The organism is Ruegeria sp. YKSD179, assembly GCF_059612885.1.
This window is the reverse complement of the sequence record NZ_JBXWRL010000008.1, coordinates 38,884-57,386: the sequence shown is the minus strand read 5'-3', so window position 1 is coordinate 57,386 and position 18,503 is coordinate 38,884. Positions and strand designations below refer to the sequence as shown.

Annotated in this window: 16 protein-coding genes and 1 pseudogene; 13 read left to right on the top strand and 4 right to left on the bottom strand. The window is 51.8% G+C overall.

The window, feature by feature from the left end:
* Positions 1 to 223 precede the first annotated feature (223 nt).
* The 3 genes from AC2FNE_RS06710 to AC2FNE_RS06700 all read left to right on the top strand — a co-directional run bounded on the left by AC2FNE_RS06710 (position 224) and on the right by AC2FNE_RS06700 (position 3,275).
* On the top strand, positions 224 to 1,336 hold the full coding sequence (locus AC2FNE_RS06710; RefSeq protein WP_170608690.1) for a Ppx/GppA phosphatase family protein: 1,113 nt from the start codon (positions 224 to 226) through the stop codon (positions 1,334 to 1,336).
* Positions 1,337 to 1,371: 35 nt separating this feature from the next.
* Positions 1,372 to 2,487, top strand: a complete 1,116-nt coding sequence (locus tag AC2FNE_RS06705; protein ID WP_170608671.1) for an acyltransferase family protein — start codon at positions 1,372 to 1,374, stop codon at positions 2,485 to 2,487.
* A gap of 86 nt (positions 2,488 to 2,573) precedes the next feature.
* Positions 2,574 to 3,275, top strand: coding sequence for an RlmE family RNA methyltransferase (locus tag AC2FNE_RS06700; RefSeq protein WP_170481959.1), 702 nt, complete (start codon positions 2,574 to 2,576; stop codon positions 3,273 to 3,275).
* Between the two features lies 1 nt (position 3,276).
* Here the strand turns inward: AC2FNE_RS06700 and AC2FNE_RS06695 are convergent, their stop codons facing one another.
* From AC2FNE_RS06695 to AC2FNE_RS06685, 3 genes are all read right to left on the bottom strand, one after another.
* Entirely contained in the window at positions 3,277 to 3,471 is a 195-nt protein-coding gene (locus tag AC2FNE_RS06695; RefSeq protein WP_170611140.1) for a hypothetical protein, read from the bottom strand.
* Positions 3,472 to 3,558: 87 nt separating this feature from the next.
* On the bottom strand, positions 3,559 to 5,487 hold the full coding sequence (locus AC2FNE_RS06690; protein ID WP_496805014.1) for a multiheme c-type cytochrome: 1,929 nt from the start codon (positions 5,485 to 5,487) through the stop codon (positions 3,559 to 3,561).
* Positions 5,484 to 6,353: a YihY/virulence factor BrkB family protein gene (locus AC2FNE_RS06685; RefSeq protein ID WP_170481965.1), complete on the bottom strand. Its 870-nt coding sequence runs from the start codon at positions 6,351 to 6,353 to the stop codon at positions 5,484 to 5,486. Before AC2FNE_RS06685 ends, AC2FNE_RS06690 begins: the two co-directional genes overlap by 4 nt.
* A 170-nt stretch (positions 6,354 to 6,523) precedes the next feature.
* On the opposite strand from AC2FNE_RS06685, the gene AC2FNE_RS06680 reads away from it, so the two are divergent.
* The 8 genes from AC2FNE_RS06680 (at position 6,524) to AC2FNE_RS06645 (ending at position 14,955) form a co-directional block, all read left to right on the top strand.
* Positions 6,524 to 7,609, top strand: a complete 1,086-nt coding sequence (locus AC2FNE_RS06680; RefSeq protein ID WP_170481967.1) for an AI-2E family transporter — start codon at positions 6,524 to 6,526, stop codon at positions 7,607 to 7,609.
* A gap of 3 nt (positions 7,610 to 7,612) precedes the next feature.
* Entirely contained in the window at positions 7,613 to 8,725 is a 1,113-nt protein-coding gene (locus AC2FNE_RS06675; protein ID WP_170608674.1) for an acetoin utilization protein AcuC, read from the top strand.
* A gap of 113 nt (positions 8,726 to 8,838) precedes the next feature.
* Positions 8,839 to 9,816 (top strand): AAA family ATPase, encoded by a 978-nt coding sequence (locus AC2FNE_RS06670; RefSeq protein WP_170608675.1) that lies wholly within the window; start codon positions 8,839 to 8,841, stop codon positions 9,814 to 9,816.
* A 19-nt stretch (positions 9,817 to 9,835) separates the two neighbouring features.
* Positions 9,836 to 10,783, top strand: coding sequence for a DUF58 domain-containing protein (locus tag AC2FNE_RS06665; RefSeq protein WP_496805013.1), 948 nt, complete (start codon positions 9,836 to 9,838; stop codon positions 10,781 to 10,783).
* Positions 10,780 to 11,256, top strand: coding sequence for a DUF4381 domain-containing protein (locus AC2FNE_RS06660; RefSeq protein ID WP_496805012.1), 477 nt, complete (start codon positions 10,780 to 10,782; stop codon positions 11,254 to 11,256). Before AC2FNE_RS06665 ends, AC2FNE_RS06660 begins: the two co-directional genes overlap by 4 nt.
* The gene (locus tag AC2FNE_RS06655; RefSeq protein ID WP_170608678.1) at positions 11,253 to 12,236 is read left to right on the top strand and encodes a VWA domain-containing protein; all 984 of its coding nucleotides are present in this window, start codon (positions 11,253 to 11,255) and stop codon (positions 12,234 to 12,236) included. Before AC2FNE_RS06660 ends, AC2FNE_RS06655 begins: the two co-directional genes overlap by 4 nt.
* Positions 12,233 to 13,738 carry a VWA domain-containing protein gene (locus AC2FNE_RS06650; RefSeq protein ID WP_496805011.1) on the top strand — a complete coding sequence of 502 codons (1,506 nt, stop codon included), beginning with the start codon at positions 12,233 to 12,235 and terminating at the stop codon, positions 13,736 to 13,738. The genes AC2FNE_RS06655 and AC2FNE_RS06650 overlap by 4 nt, the downstream gene beginning before the upstream one ends.
* Positions 13,739 to 13,806: 68 nt before the next feature.
* Positions 13,807 to 14,955: a hypothetical protein gene (locus AC2FNE_RS06645; RefSeq protein ID WP_496805010.1), complete on the top strand. Its 1,149-nt coding sequence runs from the start codon at positions 13,807 to 13,809 to the stop codon at positions 14,953 to 14,955.
* A gap of 2 nt (positions 14,956 to 14,957) precedes the next feature.
* Here the strand turns inward: AC2FNE_RS06645 and AC2FNE_RS06640 are convergent, their stop codons facing one another.
* Positions 14,958 to 15,638, bottom strand: a complete 681-nt coding sequence (locus AC2FNE_RS06640) for a Crp/Fnr family transcriptional regulator (RefSeq protein WP_170608681.1) — start codon at positions 15,636 to 15,638, stop codon at positions 14,958 to 14,960.
* A gap of 201 nt (positions 15,639 to 15,839) precedes the next feature.
* On the opposite strand from AC2FNE_RS06640, the gene AC2FNE_RS06635 reads away from it, so the two are divergent.
* Together AC2FNE_RS06635 and AC2FNE_RS06630 are read left to right on the top strand one after the other, a co-directional pair.
* Positions 15,840 to 17,450, top strand: a complete 1,611-nt coding sequence (locus tag AC2FNE_RS06635) for an arylsulfatase (protein WP_170608682.1) — start codon at positions 15,840 to 15,842, stop codon at positions 17,448 to 17,450.
* Positions 17,451 to 17,525: 75 nt separating this feature from the next.
* Positions 17,526 to 18,501 (top strand): annotated as a pseudogene (locus AC2FNE_RS06630) (HAD family hydrolase).
* Positions 18,502 to 18,503 lie beyond the last annotated feature (2 nt).

The following is an 18,503-nucleotide window of genomic DNA, read 5'->3' as shown; positions in this document are numbered from 1 at the left end:
CTAACCAGATGGACAGTTTCTAGACTTCTATGTGGGCGCAAGTCGGTCGGTTTTCGACACACGGCGCATTTCCAGCGACCTTTTGCCTTCTGAAGATGTTGTAGCTTTAAAGGCCAGAGCGCCGAATCCGAACATCAAAATTCTAATGACCTTAATGAGCGTCTTGCGTGATCGAATTGCGGCACCTATGGTCGGGGTAACTCGAAAATCGGAGGGCGTGACCATGGCGCCCAAGCGTCCCAAAGGTGCGGGCGCGTTCCCGAAGGCGGTCGAAAGCCCCGCGCCGGCAAGGCCCGATCCAGATGCATTGTATGCGGCGCTGGATTTGGGAACAAATAGCTGCCGCATGTTGATAGCCCAGCCCAAGGGCAGCGGGTTCCATGTGGTAGACAGTTTTTCCAAGTCCGTGCAACTGGGCGCGGGTTTGGAACGCACCGGACGATTGTCGCGGGCGTCCATGTCCCGCACCGTTCAGGCATTGCGAATATGCCAACAAAAACTCAAACGGAACAAAGTTCGACGGATGCGCTTGGTTGCGACAGAAGCGTGCCGTCGCGCCAAGAATGCGCGCGATTTCATTCGGCAAGTCAAACGTGAAACCGGCCTTACGCTGGAAATCATACAACCCGAAGAAGAGGCGCGTCTTGCCGTCATTTCCTGCGCCCCGCTGGTTTCAACCAAGACCGAGCAGTTGCTTGTTGTGGACATCGGCGGCGGTTCAACCGAATTGGTTTGGATTGACATATCGTCAGTACCGCGCCGGGATCGACCAGCAGCTATTATGCGGCTTCATAACGGTTTTCACTTAGCAGAAAGTCCGTTTCCTGCTGCTAAAGTGGTGGATTGGATCAGTGTCCCACTCGGCGTTGCAACGTTGCGAGACCAATTTAATGACGTTGAGGACGATTCGGCCCGGTTCGCCCTGATGAGTTGGTTTTTCGAAGAAAATCTTGCTGATTTTGCACCCTATAAAGACGAACAAGCACGCGATGGTTTCCAGATCGTAGGTACAAGTGGAACCGTCACAACAGTTGCTGCCTCGCATTTGGGCCTCAAACGATATGACCGGACCAAAGTTGACGGGCTGCGTATGACAAGTGATCAGATAGATAAGGTAATTCGGGGATATCTGGAGCTTGGCCCTCACGGGCGTCGTCGCGATCCCCGAATTGGTGATGATCGCCAAGCGCTGATAATGTCTGGCTCTGCGATACTGCAAGCGCTTCTAAGGTGTTGGCCTACTGATCGTCTTTCCGTTGCGGACCGCGGTTTGCGTGAGGGTCTTCTTTACGCTCAAATGAGCGCGGACGGCGTTTTGGAAGACGGACCGTTCTGAGACTAAGGATTTTGAACGATACTCAGGCGAGCAAAATGACCGATACTGCTGAACTCGGTTCTGATCGACCCATTTCAGGCCAGCCGGATTTTAACGCTTATCAAACAACAAGACGCTTTTCGAATTTGGATGGTCTTCGGTTTATTTGCATTGCGATGGTACTGTGGCACCACGCGAATCCATTCCCTGACAGCCAGACTCACATTTTCGGAAGGGGGTTTCTTGGCGTAGATTTCTTCTTTGTTCTCAGCGGTTTTTTAATCACAACTCTTCTGCTGCGCGAGTCCAAAAGGTACGGAAGGTTTTCGCTACGCAATTTTTACTTGCGAAGAATTATTAGGATTTTTCCGGTTTACTTCTTTGTTGTCACTCTGGTTGGCACATATTATGTCGTGATTAAGGGTCAAACCGGGCTTCTTGGTATTTGGCCGTTCTATTACTTTTTTCTTTCCAACTTTTTGACCGAGCATATTCCACTGCTGGGGATCACCTGGTCTCTTTCCGTTGAAGAACAATATTATATGATCTGGCCTCTGGTGTTGCTGATCTTGCCATTTCGATTATTAGTACCTGTTTGCATCGTCTTTGTTGGTCTGAATGTCGCGATCATCAGCGGTCTTTTTCCATTCGAGCCAATTTCTCTGGGACCTTTGCTGTTCAAGTTACCCAACGCGACCTACGCTCCAATCATTCTTGGTTCACTGTCCGCTGTGGTGCTGCACCGACAAAAGGGCTTTGAAAAATTGTCTGGCTTCGCAGGCGGATATTACGCGTCGGCTATTGGACTGTTGAGCATCGCGGTACTTATGGTGCTGGCCCCTTACGACTTGCGGGGCTGGCCCAATCTTTTGATACACATCGCAATGACTTACACGTTAGTTGCACTAGTCGTTCGTGAAAAAAACATTCTATCTGGAATACTGACATTTCCACCAGTCGCCCGGTTCGGTGTCGTCAGTTACGGAATTTACTTGTATCACCTGATCGCTTTGGATGTCGTTAACCGCATTAGCACAGGCCTTTTCGGCGGTGTGGACCCTTGGGCGCTCTTAATTGTTTACAGTCTTTTATCCTACTTGATCGCCGAAATCAGTTTCCGAACACTCGAAGCGTATTTTACTCGTTTTCGTCCCAAAACCTCCGGTGCTTGAGAGAATAATACCCGTCAGGCGGGTTTATTATGTAAGGGCAAATCGCTATGTGCTTGGCCAAAGACCCGCTTCAAGGAGGTCCTGAAATGGCAAAAAACACTTCGGGTCGCGGTCAACGTGACTTGAAAACCAAGGTCAAAACCGCGCGTGGACGTAAGCTCAGTTCGACCCGGTGGCTCGAGCGACAATTGAACGACCCCTACGTGAAACGTGCACAGGCCGAAGGCTATCGGGGGCGCGCAGCATTTAAAATTTTAGAATTGGACGAAAAATTCCGATTTCTGGTGCCCGGCGCACGCGTGGTTGATTTAGGTTGTGCGCCAGGTGGCTGGTGTCAGGTTGCGGTAAAGCGGGTCAATGCGCTAGGTGAACGGTCCGGTAAGCGGATTGGAACGGTTTTAGGTATTGACCTGCAAGAGGTGGAACCAATTGCGGGTGCCGAGATTCATCAGCTGGACTTCATGGAGGATGACGCTGACAAAAAGGTAAAGGCATGGCTTGGCGGCAAGGCTGATGTGGTTATGTCGGACATGGCAGCGTCCTCGTCGGGACATAAGCAGACGGATCACTTGCGTATTATGGCGCTTTGCGAAACAGCAGCCTATTTCGCCTTTGACGTCCTTGAAGAAGGCGGTACTTTTGTAGCAAAAGTCTTGGCCGGCGGAGCGGAAGGCGATCTGCAAAAGTTGCTGAAACAGAAATTCACTAAAGTAGCTAACGTTAAGCCACCATCTTCCCGATCAGACAGTTCCGAAAAATTTGTTGTCGCAACCGGGTATCGAGGATGATTCAATCCAAGTGAACCTTGCCTGCGGCGATGCGCTGTTCACGCAATGAAGACGAAGCGATGCCCTGCAGTAACAAAGCCTCTCCGTGATTCAGATCAACGGGTTTCTTCGCGCGCAGCTTCGCTATGCGCTTGTCCAAACTGTCTTTGCGCGGACCCACTGGGGGTTGAGTTTTGGTCGAAAACCTTTTGGGCATGAAACACCGGGGTTACCTAACTGCCGCTAGACACTAAAGGTGAAATTCGCCCGCAAAATGGCACAAATTGGTCTGTGAAGTGCCGATTTACCGCGCGTACTGATTTGCAAGTTGTTTGAGGTTCGGGTCATTTGGCAGAATTTTTAGGGCCTCATCCAGCGTCTGGATCGCGGCCTGTGGTCCGCGATTGATATGAGCCAACTGTACCAACATCGGCCAGGCTTCGGCTCGCTGGGGATCCAATCGGACTACCTCGCGAAACGCGCCTTCAGCTGCCTGCGAATTTCGAAGCGACAACGCCAGCCCCCCAAGAACCAGATGAGTTTCCGGAAAATCCAACCTATTTGACATGGTCTTCTGCCAGTCCGCCATCGACTTTTGTACAACAGCCTGTTGCGCAGGCGACAATGCTCCTGCGGGGATCGACAAGAACTCCTTGGCGGTCGTTAAACGTACGTTGCGCAGCGGATCCGAAAGCAACGGTTCAAGACGTTCAATTCGGTCGGTCAAAGTTGCTTCGCGTTGCAAGGCAACCGCATTTGCCCGTATCAAGGGGTCAGGGTCGGAAAGGCTCTCAGCGGTAGCCGCAGCTATTTCAGCCGATCCGAAAGCTTGCAGCAGATAAAGGGCGGTAGCGCGTACAATCCCTGCGTTTTGAGGGTCGTTTGCTATTTCCAATAGTATTTCGGGGTCCTGTAACTGTCCGGTTGCAGCATCGTCAAACGCGCTACCAAAATGCGGCGCGCGCCGGGTTGATGCCGGATACCATGTTTCGATATTTGCAGCGGCCCAGCGTTGATCTTTATCTTGGTGACAATCTGTGCACGCGTCAGGCCCTAACTCCAGATCGGGGCGTGGAATTCGGAAACTGTGGTCGCGACGCCAATCGTTGCCCATATAGACCCGTTCGATCATGTGACAACTCTTGCATTGCGCCCCATCCGAGCCATCCTCGTGATGGTGGTGTTCGGGTGCATCGTAGGTTTTGCGTATCAGAGAGGGAAATTTCGGATTTCCGGCTGGCGAATGGCATTGTGTACAAATGCCGTTGCCTTCTGCAACGAGGTTCGCACTGTGGGGATTGTGGCAATCCATACAGCCGACACCCTTGTCATACATTCGCGACTGTAGAAACGAGCCGTAAACATATACTTCGTCAAGAATTTGCCCATCCGAGTGATAAAGGCCCGGTCTCAGTACCGCCAGATTATAAGCATCGTGATAAGGTGTACCCGGCAACGGATTTCCGTCCTCCAGGGCCTCGCGTCGCGAATGGCAACCAGCGCATTGCTGAATTTCGGCTTCGGTGTCACCTATTCCCCAATTAATCGGAAACCCAAACTCGCTCAGGCTTTCATTTACAGCCTTACCGTTCGTCCACTCAATGTGCGCTGAGCCTGGTCCATGACACGCCTCGCACCCGACCCCGATTTCGGAGTGAACCGACGCATAGCTTCTGGAGACAGGATCATAGTTTTTTACGAATCCTGTTGCATGACATTCCGCGCAGCGAGTGTTCCAGTTCTTATAAGGCCCCGACCAATGCAATCCATCATCCGGCGGCAGGTCCTGATCGGGATAAAGGTGAAACCAACGACCTGCATCAGTATCCCATACGACATCGAAGCTTTGTAAACGCCCAGGTTCGATCTCAAAAAGATACTGTTGCAAAGGTTCGATACCAACTACGGAATGAACCGAATACTCTGTCGTCATACCGTCTTTTTCAGTCACGGTCGCAACCAGCGCTCCGTCCTTATTGGAAAACAAAACAGACATGCCGTCATCTTCATAACTCGTGTCTTTGAAATCTGCTTGAATAGAACCTTCAGAAACCTCAGTCCAAGCCAAGGCATGGTGTGAAGCTTTCCAGCTGTCCGCAATGTCCTGATGGCAGTCTACGCACGCCTCGGAGCCGATATAACTTTGCGCCATAACTGCCTGTGGCAAAGGGCAAAATGAGGCCAGAAATATAACAGCCAACCCCGGAATGCAGCTTGTGCGGGAACCGATCACCCGTTTCCCTCCGAACTTGAGACACTTTCAAGATCAATGAGAGCACCATTGTACTCGGCTCCAAGGATCAACATGGCAGAACACAAATAAAGAAAGATCAAAGCAGCCATGGCCCCCGCCAACCCTGCGTAGGTCGCACTATATGTCGCGAATTGAGCTATGTAGACGGAAAAACCCCAGCCGCCCGCTGCCCACAGCGCGAGGGTTAAAATGACCCCAGGTATTATCTGTGACAGCCTGTGTCGTCGTGTCGGAAGTATCAGATGCGCAAGAATTACAGTGCCCGCAGGAACTGCCACGGTAAAAGTCCAACGCAAACGGTCAACAGACAGCCAGCCGCCCACGTCAAAGGCAGTATTTTCTGAGACAAGTCTTGTGTAAACGGGCAGTACTACTTCGACCGCTGCGATAGCGAGAATTGCGGCACCGCCGATGATGACCAAGGCAAAGCACATTAATCGTGCCTTCCAAAACGGCCAGGTATCCTGATCATGATAGGCTTGCGTCATGGCTTTGCGTACTGCAGCCACACCGTTTGAGGCAAAATATACTGCCAGCAATCCCCCAATCGTAATTACTCCGGATCCTGAGTTTTCTAACACCGCACGTAATTCCCGCACAATTGGATCTGCAACATCACTGGGCCAAGCGCCGAAGATTAATTCGATCAGTTCGTCGGTGACATAGCCCTGCGACAATGCCCCCGCCAAGGCAACAGTGAAAAGCACAAAGGGAAACAGCGCCATCATCAGAGACATGGCAACGTGGCTGCTCATGACAAAACCATCCTTGTTGCCGAACCTCCGCAAAGCTAGGAACAGAGCGCCAACAAAACGGTTTTTTTCAAGAATCGCTATAGGTTTCATTCGTCGACCCTACCCGTCCTTTGCTTCTGGCAGAACCACATTTGCCAATTCGCCAGTTAATTTCCGCGCATAACTGACTGACCGGATTGCACAAAGCCCTGATCCCGTGCAGGATCGCGACAAGTATCGTCGGACCGTGACACCCCGGCGACAATGATCAGGACCAAGGCATGCCGTCCGAACCGCAAAACAAACCTGCCAAACCTCGCCTCAAATTGTCGGCGACGCGCGATATCACGATCGTAGCGACATTGGTCGTCTTGGGACTTTACGCCGGAGCCAAATTCCTGATCCCACTGACCATGGCTCTTTTGGTCAATGTCCTGATTATCGCCCTCAGCGATCGGGTTGTTTCGTTGACCCGGCTGCCAGTTTGGCTTGCAAACATTGCCGGGGTCACCGTGGTTCTAGCCGGTTTGTTTACGATCATGTACGTACTAGGCAGTCAGGCCACGCAATTTGCCAGATCCATAAACACCTACGAAAACCAGTTTGATGGCGCTGTGAATCGCATCACTGGTCTGGTGGGGAATGATGTTACCTCATTTATTCGTGACAACCTGATCAGTATCGACATGTCCTATGTCGCAAGGTTACTGCTGGGCAGCGCAACCTCACTGCTCAATCAGTTTTTCTTGATTAGCCTCTATGTTGCTTTTCTGATGGCAGAGCGGCTGGCATTTCGCAAAAAGATACAACTGGCTGCGGGAAATCCGCAATTGGGGGCCGAATTAGCAACTGTTCTGGACGCTATCTCTTTCAGTTTGCAAAGATATGTGGGTGTAAAGACTTTTATCAGCCTGGTAACCGCTTCGATCAGTTACACGGTCTTTCGGGTTCTTGGCCTAGAATACGCCGAAACATGGGCCGTTTTGACCTTTGCGCTGAATTTCATCCCGTCCATCGGATCGATTATCGCCGTGTTTTTCCCTGCTATGATCGCACTGGTTCAGTTCGAAACTATTGGTCCGTTTCTGATCATCGTTTTGGGATGTGGGACAATTCAGTTTTTAATTGGCAATTTCCTAGATCCCGCAATGTTGGGTCGCTCACTCAACATGTCGACTTTTCTTGTAGTACTGGCCCTGACGTTCTGGACCACCGTCTGGGGCCTTATAGGTGCGTTTCTCAGTGTGCCGCTGACCGTCTGCATACTTATCATCTTCAGCCATATTCCCGCGCTAAGGCCGGTTGCCATTCTGATGTCGCTGGACGGAAGGCTGGGCGACACCGAGCCTGCAACAGACGTGCGATAAGCCATGCAGAACCCTGTCTTTTTAGGGTCCGAAATATATCGCCATTCTACATATGGTTCCAAACATCCTCTGGCGATTCCGCGGGTGTCTACTGTAATTGACATTTGCCGTGCACTTGGTTGGCTAAACTCAGAAAATTACAGGATCAGCCCTTGTGCAAAACCTGACGCTTTGCACGCGTTCCATACGCCAGACTACATTGAGATCCTGCAAACGGCAGAAAAGTCTCAAGTTGTCACTGACACTGAGCGTGAAAAATATGCGCTGGGCACCTTGTCGAATCCGGTGTTTCCAGAAATGTATCGGCGTCCCGCAACGGCGGCAGGCGGATCTATGTTGGGTGCCGAATTGATCCGAGATGGCGGCATCGTGTTCAATCCGGCCGGAGGTACACATCACGGATTACCAAGCCGTGCCAATGGCTTCTGCTACCTAAATGATCCAGTTCTTGCCATTTTGACGTTATTAAGAATGGGCATGGATCGCGTCGTTTATGTCGATATCGACGCGCATCATTGCGATGGTGTCGAATCCGCTTTTCAAGGCTCGGACAAGGTCCGGATGATTTCTGTGCACGAAGCGCGCAGATGGCCGTTTACTGGACTGCTAAACAATCACGCCGGTGGCGCTGCGTGGAACTTGCCGGTGGCAAAGGGCCTAAACGATGACGAATTTAGCGTCATCTTGGACCAATTGATCCTACCAACGACCGAGGCGTTTCGTCCTCAGGCAATTGTTCTCCAGTGCGGCGCAGATGCTGTCGCCGAGGACCCTCTGTCGCGCCTTGCTTTGTCCAATAATTCTCATTGGCGCACTATTGTGCAATTGCGCGATCTTGCTCCCCGACTTCTGGTTCTGGGCGGAGGCGGGTATAACCCTTGGTCCGTTGCACGGTTGTGGAGCGGAGTGTGGGCAATGTTGAACGGCTTTGAAATCCCTGCGCTTTTGGATGCCCAATCACAACAAATTCTGAGTAGTTTGAATTGGAGCCGAGCCGCAGGACGGAAACCGCCGCTGCATTGGTTTCAGACTCTTAGAGATACACCAAATCATGGGGCAATTCGGCAGGAATTACTGAGCGATCTCCGCCAACTTGCGGTTCGGACTTCGCGGTAGATCGATTCGCTAAAGCCTGCTAACCTGCCGACATTACAAAACTTTTCATCCCGCCAGGATCATGGCTGACGAACTCGCTATTTCACAGAAGTTGGCGGAGCGTGGACACCAAAATGAATGCACACAATCAGATAAATGACTTAAAAGCCCGAATGGGGCGGGCCATTATCGGTCAAACCGATGTGATCGACCGGTTGCTCATCGGGATGCTGGCCAATGGAAACCTTTTAATTGAAGGCTTGCCCGGGCTCGCTAAGACCCGCGCAGTCAAGGCGATGGCGCGTAATCTAGATGCAAAGTTCAGCCGTATACAGTTCACCCCTGACCTGTTGCCGTCTGACGTAACCGGGACAGAAGTGTATCAGCAAACAGATCAGGGTGGTAATTTTCGGTTCGAACCAGGACCGATATTCGCGAACATCGTGCTTGCCGATGAAATCAATCGGGCACCTGCCAAAGTTCAGGCAGCCTTGTTGGAGGCGATGGAGGAGCGGCAAGTTACCGTCTCTGGCACCACGCATAAGATGGAACCTCTGTTTATCGTGATGGCGACTCAGAACCCAATCGAGCAGGAAGGTACTTATCCCCTGCCCGAGGCCCAGATGGACCGCTTCCTAATGCATGTGCAGATTACCTATCCGCCGGTTCAGGATGAGGTCGAGGTTATACGTTTGGTCCGCGGCGAAGAAATCGCGGCCGGAGCTGGAACACCATCCGAAACGCCGTCTCCGATACCGCAGAGTATCGTTTTTGAGGCCCGATCCGAAATTGGGAATATTCACGTTTCTGATGCTATGGACCGTTACATGGCGGATTTAGTACAAGCCACTCGGACGCCTGAAAACCTGAGTTCTGAACTTGCCAGTTGGATCGAAATTGGCGCCAGCCCGCGCGCTTCGTTGGCGTTGGACAAATGCGGTCGAGCGCACGCCTGGATGAACCAGCGCGATTATGTTGATCCCGCAGATATACGAGCGATAGCACACGATGTGTTCCGCCATCGCATAACGTTGAGTTTTGAAGCGCAAGGAAATGCGAAGTCTGCAGACGACGTAATCGCAGAAATTCTTCGCCTTGTGGCGTTGCCCTGACGACCGAGGAAAAAGCCGCGTGTCCAAGACCGCCGTATATCCGAATGATCCGCGCATCCATGTCGATGGGCCCCACCTGCTGCGGCTTGGTCTAAACTCGGGCGCGATCAGCCTTTTGCCGCGACAGCCAGCCCAATCAATTTTGAATGGCCGTCATGCCTCGCGTTTGCGCGGGCGAGGATTGAATTTCGAAGAGTTGCGTAATTATTTGCCAGGCGATGACATTCGAACCATTGATTGGAAAGTTACCGCCCGAACAGGCGAACCCCATGTCAAGGTCTACACCGAAGAACGCGACCGCCCTGCTCTTTTGCTGGTAGATCAAAGGGTTTCGATGTTTTTTGGAACTGAAACATTCATGAAATCGGTCATAGCCGCGGAAGCGGCCGCAATAATCGCGCATCGCGTGCTTGGTCAGGGGGATCGGGTCGGTGGTATTGTTTTCGGCGATACCGATCTGGCGGAACACCGACCACAACGCCGCGCTGCTGCACTGACCCGGTTCCTTTCGTCTGTCGGCGCTTTGAACTCAATGTTGAATGCGTCCATGCAGCCTGAACCAACGGTCACTTTGAACAACGTTCTTACTCAGGCGATACGAATTGCGCACAATAACACTATCGTCTGCGTGTTTTCCGACTTCGATGGATTGGACGCAGCTTCGGAAGAATTGATACGCAGGTTGGCGGCATCCAACGACCTGATACTGTTTAATATTTCCGACCCTAGTTCCAAGGCGCTAAAGCCCGATCTAAAGCTGACAGTTTCTGATGGCAATCAGCAGATTGAGCTCGACAGTTCCGATCCTGAACTATCCATTCGCATTAGTGCCGCGATGGAGGATCGCCTGGACCAACTTCAACTCTGGTCGCGCAGATATGGATTTCCGATCGTTCCGCTGACTACGGCTGAACCGACCCTCAAACAACTTCTAAAGCTCTTTGGCCATCAAGGAGGTCGGCAATGAGCGTTGATGTTGAAGGAAAATCGCTTGTTGAGTTGCTAGACATGCTAGAGCCGGCCCCAATGCCAAACCCAATTTCGATGATGCCTCAGACATGGGGGTGGGTTGTTTTAGCAGTTTTACTTTTTGGGTTGATTGCTCTCGCTGCGCTAACCTACCTCCGGCATCGAAATATCAACGCCTACCGGCGCCAAGCACTGTTGGAATTGGGAGTTTCCAACGACAACCCGGCTAAAATCGCCGAGATCCTTCGCAGGACAGCTCTGGTCGCTTACCCACGCCGTCAAGTTGCCAGTTTGTACGGAGAAAATTGGCTGAACTTTTTAAGGCAAACAGGTGAAAAAAATGAACTAACGAACGAATTAGGTCAGATTCTTTTGGAGGCGCCATATCGAGACAATCCAGACAACCCCTGTCTAACTAATTTCGCTCAGCGGTGGATCAGGACCCACCAACCGGAGAAAAGAGCGCGATGATCTCTTTCGCTTCGCTATGGGTGTTTTTGCTGTTGCCTTTGCCGCTATTGGTATTTTGGGTCGCTCCACCGCATCGGGAAGAAAGTAACGCCATCCGTATTCCGTTCTTCCGCCATGTGGTTCAAGCTGCAGGGATCGAACCGAGATCAGGGTCTATCATTCGAACCCGCACGTGGGCCCAGACCGTTTTGGTAATCTTTATCTGGTTGATGCTGTTGACTGCGCTGGCTCGTCCTGAAAAACTTGGGGACCCAGTAATTATCGAAAAGTCGGCGCGCGACGTCGTTCTATCGCTCGACATTTCTGGTTCGATGGATCAGCGAGACTTTCAAGCACCTGATGGCACGCCAAAACAACGCCTAGCAGCGGTCAAAGACGTTCTGAGTAATTTCATCGCTAATCGGAAAGGCGATCGCATGGCCCTGATTATCTTCGGCACCCGCGCATTTGTTCAGGCACCGTTCACTGAAGATTTAAAAAGCCTGAATGGCTTTTTGGATCAGACCGAAGTGGGAATGGCAGGCCCAAACACAGCGCTTGGCGATGCTATCGGTCTGGGTATCCGCACGTTCGAGTCAAGCGACGTGGAACAACGATTAATGATTGTATTGAGCGATGGCGCTGACACGTCCAGCCGAATGACGCCAGTCAATGCTTCTGCTATCGCAGCAGACAAAGGCGTTGTAATTTACACGGTCGGGGTCGGCGACCCCAACGCGTCGGGTGAAGATCGAGTTGATCTGGACGCGCTGCAGGACATCGCTAACCGTACTGGCGGGGAATATTTTTATGCTGACGATGAGGCCGCGCTGCAAGCAACCTATCAGCGCATCGACGAGCTCAATCCCCGAACGGTCGAAACACAGAGCTATCGCCCACGCCAAAGTATGGCACACTATCCGCTGGGAATTGCGCTCTTGCTTATACTTGGCGGTTCCCTGGGGCAGTATGTCATTCAAAGGCGCAGAGGTACGGCATGATCGGCGCGCTGGCGGAATTCCATTTTATTCGAACATATTGGTTGCTGTTGCTAATCCCTATTTTTGTCATTTGGTGGCTTGTGAGACCAAGAACAAAATCTGACGCTCAACTGCCGGCGGGGATTGCCCCGCATCTTGCACGAGTGTTGCAGATTGGGGCAGGTGAAACACAGAAAGCCTACCCCGTCGACTTCGCAATGATCGCGGCAATTCTGATTACTTTAGCGGTTTCCGGTCCTAGCTGGTCTCGGGCGCCCAATCCTTTAATCGCGGATACGGCTCCGCTGGTCATAGCTTTGAAGGTCACCGACAGTATGGAAAATAGTGACCTCGCGCCGTCGCGTCTGGATCGCGCCAAGTTCAAAGTGGCTGACTTGATAAAAGCAAGGGCAGGTGCGCAAACAGCTTTGATCGCCTACGCCGGAACATCTCATCGCGTCGCTCCGTTGACAGAGGATGCTAATATCCTGCGTCCACTCCTTGAAGGGCTGTCACCAGCCGTTATGCCAAAGCAGGGCGACGCCGCTGCCGATGCACTGTCTTTATCAGAATCGATTTTATTCGATAGTGAAACTCCCGGCGCAGTGCTGTTTGTCCTGGACGATCTTGACCCTTCGCAACTAACCGGTTTCGAGACTGCGACCGTGCCGTTATTCTTTCTTACCACTTTGCCCGACGATCAACGCATCGCGCAGATCGACACGCTGAGCAACGCCACTGTTGTTCCCTTTTCCAATGATGACAGGGATATCACCCTACTTCAGCGCAGAATTCAGTCAGCATATTCAGCTGCACTGGATGATGATAATCGGTTAGACTGGGAAGACCGCGGTTGGATCCTCGTGTGGCCTGCTGCGTTGTTGTCCCTTCTGTGGTTTCGCAGAGGCTGGGTCATACGTTGGGCATTCGTCATAATGTTCTTTACTTCGCCATCCGGACCCGTTTTCGCCGATGGGTGGAGAGACTGGTTCCTAACAGCCGATCAACAAGGCCAAATCGCAATGAATCAAAAACGATTTGCTGATGCCGCCGCGCTGTTTCAGGACCCGTACCGACGGGGATACGCTCATCTTAAGGCCGGGCAATATCCCGAAGCATCCGCAATTTTCGCTGAGTTGAATACGCCAGAGGCTGCATTTTCCGAAGGCATCGCAAGGATCCGCAACCGGGAATACAGGCCTGCCATTTCCGCCTTTGAGACAGCCTTGGAACGCCGCCCAGATTGGCCTGAGGCTCAGCACAACCTAGCAGTATCCAAAGCCATACTTGAGTTCGTCGAAACCACGCGCGAACAGTCGGATACTGGTGAAGAAGCCGGAATTGGGGCTGATGACACTGTTTTTGATAATGAGGCAGGCCGCGGTAAAGAAACAACCATCAACGCATCAGTTGATGGTGGGCAGGCAATGACTGCAGATCAGTGGATCAGCACGATCGACACTGACATGCAAGACTTCTTACGCAATCGATTTTTGTTGGAAAATCAGTTGCAACAGCAATGAGATACGTCATATTCCTCATGTTGCTGTTTCCAATTCGAGGGTTTGCTCAAGCCTCGGAGCAGCCTCAAGTGACGATTGCAGCACCAAGCGATCCAGTTGTGGTCGGGCAACCGGCTATCGTTCGAATCAAAGTGTTGGTGCCAACTTTCATGCCGTCCCCACCTGTGTTTCCGTCGCTGGAAAAAGAAAACTTGCTTGTACGCCTGCCGGAGGGGGCGTCTGGTCCCATAAGCGAGTCCGTGGAGGGTGAAACTTGGTCGGGCGTCCAGCTTAGTTATCGTCTGTACCCTTTACAGGCAGGAGACATCGATCTGGTCGCTCTGGACGTTAATGTGACGTTTGCTGACCCCGAAACAAACGAACCGAAGCAGGTGTCGGTCCCGCTGCCTGCCCTTACCCTGACGGCGACGGTGCCCGAAGGAGCCAGAGATCTCAATCCGTTGATCCTCGCCACGGATTTTGGGCTGAATCAGCAGATTGAAGGCGAAACCGACATGCAAAACGGAGGTGCCATAACCCGCCGACTGACCGCCAAAATATCGGGAACAACACCCTTCCTAATCCCAACAATGATACCCGAGGTGCAGGACCCGCTGCTGCGCGCATATCCCAAAGAGCCTCGCTTTACGGAAAACGAGGACCGAGGTGTACTTTCTGGTCAAAGAGTCGACGAAGTCGTTTACCTTGCACAGGACGGCGGCGAGACACAGCTGCCAGCAATATCTGTCCAATGGTACAACCTAGAAACGGACGATGTGGAAACCATCGACATCCAAGCAGTAAGTTTGACGCTTGCCCCCCCCAAGTGGGAACCACCTGACGCCGACACGATAAGAACCTTTGTTTTTTGGATCACCTTGCTCGCGGTCGCTATATGGGCGTTTGTGCGGTTTTTGCGGCCTCGTATAAACTCGTGGAGGACCAAGAGGCGTATTGCGTATGAGGCGTCACCGAAAATCGTGCAAAAAAAACTCAAGCACGCTCTCCAAGAGCATGATCTTTCTGCAGCTTATTCGGCGTTGGATTCACTGAAAGCCCTCTGTGATCCTTCTGATGTCGCTGGGATTGAAAATCGACTGGCTGACATAGGCGCAAGGCGGTATTCGGGTAAGGCATTCCCCAACGCTGAGGAATGGTCCGAAGCAATAGCAGAATTGAAATCTTTGCGGCTCATGAGTGAAAAACGACCAGAAAAACTTCCTCCGCTCAATCCATGAAGTCAACTTTGACAGCTTGCGATGAGTTTTCGGCGGTTTCTCAGTCGAACGCGGCCGTAGCCAAGTTCGATTAAACCGAGATCTGCCAAGCGGTGAAGATTGCGATGAAGTGTTGGCTGCGACACGGCAACCATTTCTGCCAGTTCATCCTGCGACACCGTTATCCATCCATTAGACTTCGACGTTCCTTCATCCAGATGAAGTAGTCGCAGCACCAAACGCTTTTCCGTACCAGTGACCGCAAGGTTAGCCATAATACGAAGGGCTGTTTGCATATTCTCGTGGGTTAAAGCGTAAAAATCCCGAATGTATTCAGGGTTTTCCTTTACCAATCTGTCCACTCGGGTGCTCGGAAAAAACAACGTTCGCGTTTCTTGCGTGGCGACCACGCTAACCAGTCTCTGGGCATCAGCAAACAAAGCTAAATCGCCGATCCAAAAACCACCTCCCTGACGATGAAGAACAAATTCTTGACCATCGTCGGCCGGGGCCGTGATCTGTACCGCGCCGTCCAAAACGGTGTAAACACCGTTGGCAGGATCGCCGCTGTGATAAAGGGTTTCAAACGCTCCGAAAGTCTTTTTGGTGGCGCATTCGAGCAAATCCTTTTGAAACCTAGCTCCCCGCGAGCCGAACCAACCAGTGGCCAACAATTGCTTTCTATCATCCTGAATATCAAACATTAGTATTCATCAATCTCATCATATGATAGGTTTCAGGGTATTATCATAGCCTAGACTACTTTGGTACGATTCCCGTCCTATTCAGGTTTTTTATCGCCGGGATTCAGGAACTTGTTGGCGGATTGCTATAGAAAACTAGCCGCCATCGATGACTTTTCAATAAACGGGTCATTAAGACCCAAACAATTCAGGGAGCTCATCATGTCACCACCTTTTTCCATAGCAGATAGTTGGCGTCGCGGTTTGCGCCGTTTCGCCGTCGCCTCTGTGGCTTTTGCGCTGGCGGTGCCCGTCTGGGCGCAGGATCAAAAGCCAAATATCCTTGTGATTTGGGGCGATGACATCGGCCAGTCGAACATATCTGCCTATACAATGGGTCTGATGGGATACCAGACCCCGAACATCGACAGGGTTGCCGACGAGGGCATGATCTTTACCGACTATTATGGTGAGCAATCCTGCACTGCGGGCAGATCATCGTACATAATGGGCCAGTCTGTTTTCAGGACAGGTCTTTCCAAGGTTGGCTTGCCAGGAGCTGATCTTGGTATGCAAACCGAAGATCCCACAATTGCCGGGTTACTCAAAGACCACGGTTATGTGACCGGTCAATTTGGCAAAAACCACTTGGGCGATAAAGATGAGCATTTACCGACAAACCACGGATTTGATGAGTTTTTTGGCAACCTCTATCACTTGAACGCCGAAGAAGAGCCTGAAAACGAAGATTATCCGGGCGACATGGTCCTGGCTGACGGACGCACTTTCCGCGAAGCCTATGGTCCCCGTGGGGTAATCAAATCAAAGTCCGATGGAACCATAGAAGACACTGGCCCATTGACCAAGAAGCGCATGGAAACCGTTGATGACGAAACGGTCGCTGCAGCCATCGATTTCATCAAACGCGCGCATGAACAGGGACAGCCATTTTACGTTTGGTGGAACGGTACGCGCATGCACTTCCGCACCCATGTCAAAGACGAAATGCGGGCTCAGGCCAATGAAATCATTGGTGGCGTTGCAGATGAATACACGGCTGGGATGATCGAACACGACATGCATGTTGGACAGTTGCTGGACTTGCTGGATGAGCTGGGCATAGCTGATAACACGATCGTTCATTACTCGACGGATAACGGCCCACATATGAATACTTGGCCGGACGCTGCTGCGACACCATTCTGGGGGGAAAAGAACACCAATTGGGAAGGTGGCTGGCGTGTACCTTCGATGGTTCGCTGGCCCGGTCAGATCGAGGCAGGATCGGTGACAAACGAGATCGTTCATCACATGGACTGGCTGCCGACATACCTTGCAGTTGCAGGAGACCCAGACATCAAACAAAAGCTGATGGATGGATACAGCTCTCCTGGTATGGGGCGCGACTACAAAGTGCACTTGGACGGATACAACATCCTGCCGCTACTTACCGGCGAGTCCGCCGAAAGTCCGCGTAAAGAGATATTCTATTTCTCTGATGACGGCGACCTGACCGCCTTGCGGTTCGAAGATTGGAAGCTGATCTTCCTGGAACAGAAAGCTTGGGCGACCTTGCGCGCTTGGATCGAGCCATGGACCGAGCTTCGGATTCCGCTGATCGTCAACTTGCGCCGCGACCCATACGAGCGCGCCTATCGAACCTCCAACACCTATTATGACTGGCTGTTGGATAGGGCTTATTTTCTGGTTCCTGCGCAACAATATGTTGGCAACTTCTTAGCCACGTTCCAGGAATTCCCACCTCGTCAGAAAGCTGCAAGCTTTAACCTCGACCAGGTAATGGAAAAACTGGCCTCACCAACAAACAACTAAGAAAGGCAAAAAAAACCTAAGTGGGCCGCCAATTCAACGGCGGCCCTTTTCATCTTGTAAACACACGAGAATTTCATGCGACACTATTCTCTGAGCGCCCTGCTTTTCTGTGTTCCCCTGATGTCCTTGGGCGATCCATTGCCCAGCTGGAACAACAATGAAGCAAAGAAACAGATTATCGAGTTTGTCGCAGCAGTGACGGACCCATCCGACCCAGACTATGTAACGCCAGCCCAGCGCATAGCTGTATTCGATAACGATGGCACATTGTGGGCTGAGCATCCGGTTTATTTTCAGTTCATATTTGCGATGGACAGGCTGGCTAATCTCGCCAAAGATGATCCCGCAATCCTCTCCACCCCTGCTTTACAGGCGGCAGCCAAAGGGGACTTGGATACCGTTTTGCAGGGCGGACACGATGCGCTGATCGAGGTTGTCAACGCATCGCATTCAGGAGTTACGGTCGATGAATTTCAGGCCGACGTAGCAGAATGGCTTGATATAGCTCGACACCCTTCAACTGGATTGCCCTACAACCAAATGACCTACCAACCGATGGTCGAACTTCTGAGCTATCTCAGGGACGAAGGTTTCAAGACTTTTATCGTTTCCGGTGGCGGACTGCATTTCATGAGGGTTTTTGCTGAAGACGCATATGGCATCCCCCCCCGAACAAGTTCTTGGGACCTATGGCGAGACCACGTTTGACACGACAAATGGTCAACCTGTTATTGCCAAGGCACCTGGCATCGCCTTTGTCGACGACAAAGAAGGCAAGCCAATAAACATAGAACGGACGATCGGTCGAAGGCCAATTATTGCCGCAGGAAATTCGGACGGTGATTTTGCGATGATAGAATGGACTACGGCAGGAGACGGCAGGCGTTTGGGAATCCTGGTCCACCATACGGACGCAAAACGTGAGTGGGCTTACGACCGTGAAAGCCCGGTCGGAAAGTTGGTAGAAGGTCTCGAAAAAGGCCCCGAAATGGGATGGGTGCTAGTAGATATGGCGAATGATTGGTCGCGCATCTACACTGGGGCGAACTGAAC